The 3610-nt window shown below is 43.6% G+C and carries 4 protein-coding genes; 2 read left to right on the top strand and 2 right to left on the bottom strand.

The window, feature by feature from the left end; all coding sequences use genetic code 11:
• Positions 1–1881, bottom strand: a 1881-nt coding sequence (gene hrpA, locus A3735_RS20945; RefSeq protein WP_068638571.1) for an ATP-dependent RNA helicase HrpA, incomplete at its 3' end; no start/stop codon positions are given.
• A 154-nt stretch (positions 1882–2035) separates the two neighbouring features.
• On the opposite strand from hrpA, the gene A3735_RS20940 reads away from it, so the two are divergent.
• Positions 2036–2509 (top strand): hotdog domain-containing protein, encoded by a 474-nt coding sequence (locus tag A3735_RS20940; RefSeq protein WP_068510682.1) that lies wholly within the window; start codon positions 2036–2038, stop codon positions 2507–2509.
• A gap of 16 nt (positions 2510–2525) precedes the next feature.
• Positions 2526–3080 carry a SecY-interacting protein gene (syd, locus tag A3735_RS20935; RefSeq protein WP_068554184.1) on the top strand — a complete coding sequence of 185 codons (555 nt, stop codon included), beginning with the start codon at positions 2526–2528 and terminating at the stop codon, positions 3078–3080.
• Positions 3081–3106: 26 nt separating this feature from the next.
• Here syd and A3735_RS20930 read toward each other — a convergent pair.
• Positions 3107–3610: LysR substrate-binding domain-containing protein (locus tag A3735_RS20930; RefSeq protein WP_231882594.1), on the bottom strand; the 504-nt coding region annotated here is incomplete at its 5' end.

Below are 3610 nucleotides of genomic sequence, written 5' to 3'. Positions count from 1 at the left end.
AAGCAAGCCGCTCAATAAAGCCTTATGAATAGAGTCATAAGAAGCCTCGCTATCATTTTCCTTGATGCCGATGCTTTTTAAAACGAGTAATAGTTGTCTATGTATCTCGCGCCACTCCCTCATACGCACAGCGGATAGGAAGTTTTTCTGGCAAAAGCGCTTTAATTGATTATTGCTTAGCTCCTGGCGTTTATCTTCAAAGAATTCCCACAACCGCAAAAAAGAAAGGAAATCTGATTCAGGGTCTTTATATTCCGCATGAGCCTGGTCAGCTGCTTGCTGCTTATCTGCAGGGCGCTCACGAGGATCTTGTATGCTTAAGCCGCTAACAATAATCAGCACTTCTTTTACTGCGTTTAAGTCCTGAGCGCTAAGCAGCATGCGTCCTAAACGAGGGTCTGTGGGAAGCGTCGCAAGTTTCTTGCCCAACGCTGTTAAGCGGTTGTTTTCATCGACGGCCTGCAACTCAAATAGTAGTTTATAGCCATCATTTAAAAGACGAGAGTCAGGTGGATCAATAAACTGAAAGTCTTTCACTGCCCCGAGTCCGGAGTCGATCATTTTAAGAATAACAGCCGCTAGATTGGTGCGCTGTATTTCCGGATCGGTAAACTCAGGTCGTGAAATAAAGTCGTCTTCACTGTAAAGTCGATAACAAATACCTTCAGCAATCCGCCCACAACGACCCTTTCGTTGATTTGCACTCGCTTGGGAGATTGACTCGATAGGCAAACGCTGTAATTTTGAGCGATACGAATAGCGGGAAATCCGCACGGTACCGGGGTCAATTACATAGCGGATACCAGGCACTGTAATTGAGGTCTCAGCGACATTAGTAGAAAGGATGATTCGTCTGCCAGAGTGAGGTTGAAACACCCTGCTCTGGTCTTTGGTACTTAACCTGGCATATAAGGGCAGTATCTCGGTGTCACGCCATTCATAATCATTAAGGGTCTTGGCGATCTCTCTGATCTCTCGCTCGCCAGGTAAGAAAACCAAAACATCGCCAACTTGCCAAGAGCGTTGGCGTTCTTCGTCTTGAATCTCCTCGACCACTGTAGCTATCTGCTCACCAAGAGATAACTCTTGTACATCTGCACCAATAGATGGGCGGTAATTCACGTCAACCGGATAACTTCGCCCTGAAACAGAAAATATTGGCGCGCCAGTAAAGAACTCCGAGAACCGGTCTACGTCGATCGTGGCAGAGGTAATAATGAGTTTTAATTCAGGTCTTTTCAGCAGAACGCGTTTTAAGTAACCGAGTAAGAAATCAATATTTAAACTACGCTCATGCGCCTCATCAATAATAATAACTTCATAACGATTTAAGTAACGGTCAAACTTGATTTCATTTAAGAGAATACCATCCGTCATGACCTTTATTAGCGTACTATCACTAACTTGATCGGTAAAACGAACTTGATAGCCAACCAGATCACCAAGCGGGGAATTTAGCTCTTCCGCTAATCTCGTCGAAACGGTGCGTGCAGCGAGACGCCTTGGCTGAGTGTGGCCGATAAGGCCCTTCCTTCCAAGCCCCGCTTGAAGACAGGCTTTTGGCAGCTGAGTCGTTTTACCTGATCCGGTTTCACCAGCAACAATTACAACCTGGTTATCCTTTATTGCCTTGCTAATGTCGTCAACTTTTTGGGAGACAGGTAGCTGAGGCGGGTATTTGATTGAAACCGGACGGTTTATTTTTTTACTTAGACGATCTTTAGATTCCTCAATTTCTTGAGTTAGCTTTTCAAGCTTTTCCTCTAGGGCGTTATCATCACCGTGTGATGAGAGTTGCTTGAGTCGTTTTTTAAAGTGACTTTGATCTTTGTAAGAACAGCTGGATATGGCCTGCTGAAGCTTTCTGACATCTAAGGGCATTAGATAAAACCTGGTTCAAAATAACAAAAAATAATAAAGCTAAGTTTTTGATTCGTACGGATTCTAGCCTATTCTAAATAGACGAACCTTAAAACTATTCTGTCAAAATTAGTTGTAAAGAAAATTAATTCAAAACTATAGAAGCTAAGAAGTTATGCGCGTACTTGAAAACATTACCTATGACGAATTAAGAGTCAGCGATTATGCCACATTTACTAAAACATTAAGTGATGAGAATTTGGTTTTATTTGCTGCGACTAATGGCGAAATGCCGCTGAGTGCTTTATCTGTCGATGCTGCGAAAAAGAATGTATATGACGATACAGTCGGCTATGGCATGTGGGCTAGCTCACTTATCTCAACCGCTTTCGACAAAGTCATTCCTGGGCCTGGAAGTATCTACCTGGACCAAAACCTAAGCTTTAAGCGAAAAGTAGAGCTGGGAGACACGCTGACGGTAAAGCTCACTGTACTCCAAAAGCTCGAAAACCATAGAGTGTTGTTTCAGTGTGACGTTAGTAATCAAGATGGTGAAGTCGTGGTAAATGGTGAGTCGACTGTAATCGCCCCAATTGATAAGATATCTGTAGACCAACAATCACTCCCACGAGTACACATCAAGAACTAGGCTTTATTAAATTATAATGGATAAGATTTTTTTAGCGCTCGATTCAATACTAACCCGTTACGAAAATCTTTTTCATAATGCTAATGAACTCGGCTTACCCTCTTTTCAATGCGACCCGATCTGGCCCTCGCCTTGCGCAGTTAGTATCGTCAAAGACTGTCATTACTGGCGCCATAAGGAAAAGAGATCAGGGAATATCTTTGCAAGCCTTGAAGATGCGCTCGAGACCAAATTCCATCCCGATTTCCACGCCTTCTTCGAAAGCTACTGGGCGAACGGAATGCGTGTAGAGCACCCTTTAGTTGATTTTGCGTTAATACAAACGTGGAACGAAGAAGATCAGGAGCGTCTAAAAGAAAATATACTCGGACACTGTTTCGCGAAGCTTAAGAACAAACAGAGCTTAACGCTATTTATCGGCTGCACCGACAGCAATGAAGTTGTAAGTATTGAAAATCATAGCGGGAAAGTCATTTTAGAGCGCCCAGGTCGAAAAGATTATAAAGAGTTGGCTGACAACCTTGAAAGTTTCTTGCTAGCCCTCAACCCTACAGCACTCGAGTACAACTAAGGCGCCTTCATGTTAAGCCATGCTTCTTAGTAGCGCGGGAGCTTAACATTTTCAAACATTTCTTGAACGTCCTGACGATGCATATGGCGGTAGCATGCTTCCTCGACAACCTTCTGAGTAAGATGAGGTGCAAACTGTTGTAGGAACTCATACATAAAGCCGCGCATAAAGGTCCCCTTCCTGAATCCGATATTGGTAACACTTGCCTCAAACAGTCGGTCGGTATCAATCGCAGTCAAGCCGACATCTTTTTGAGTGTCGTAAGCCATGGATGCTACGATCCCGATACCCAAACCGAGTTTCACATAAGTTTTTATGACATCGGCATCGGACGCAGTAAAGACAATATTTGGAGATAATCCAGCCTCTGAAAAGGCAGCATCAAGCTTGGACCTCCCGGTAAACCCTTTCACATAGGTGACAATCGGGAATTCAGCTAGCTTGGCTAATGTTATATCACTATCTGAAGCAAGCGGGTGATTGTTAGGCACGATAACGATTCTATTCCAAGAATAGCAAGGCATCATGAT

This window comes from Oleiphilus sp. HI0061 (assembly GCF_001635675.1).
Note: the sequence above shows the minus strand (reverse complement) of the source record. Positions and strands in the feature narration are given on the sequence as shown.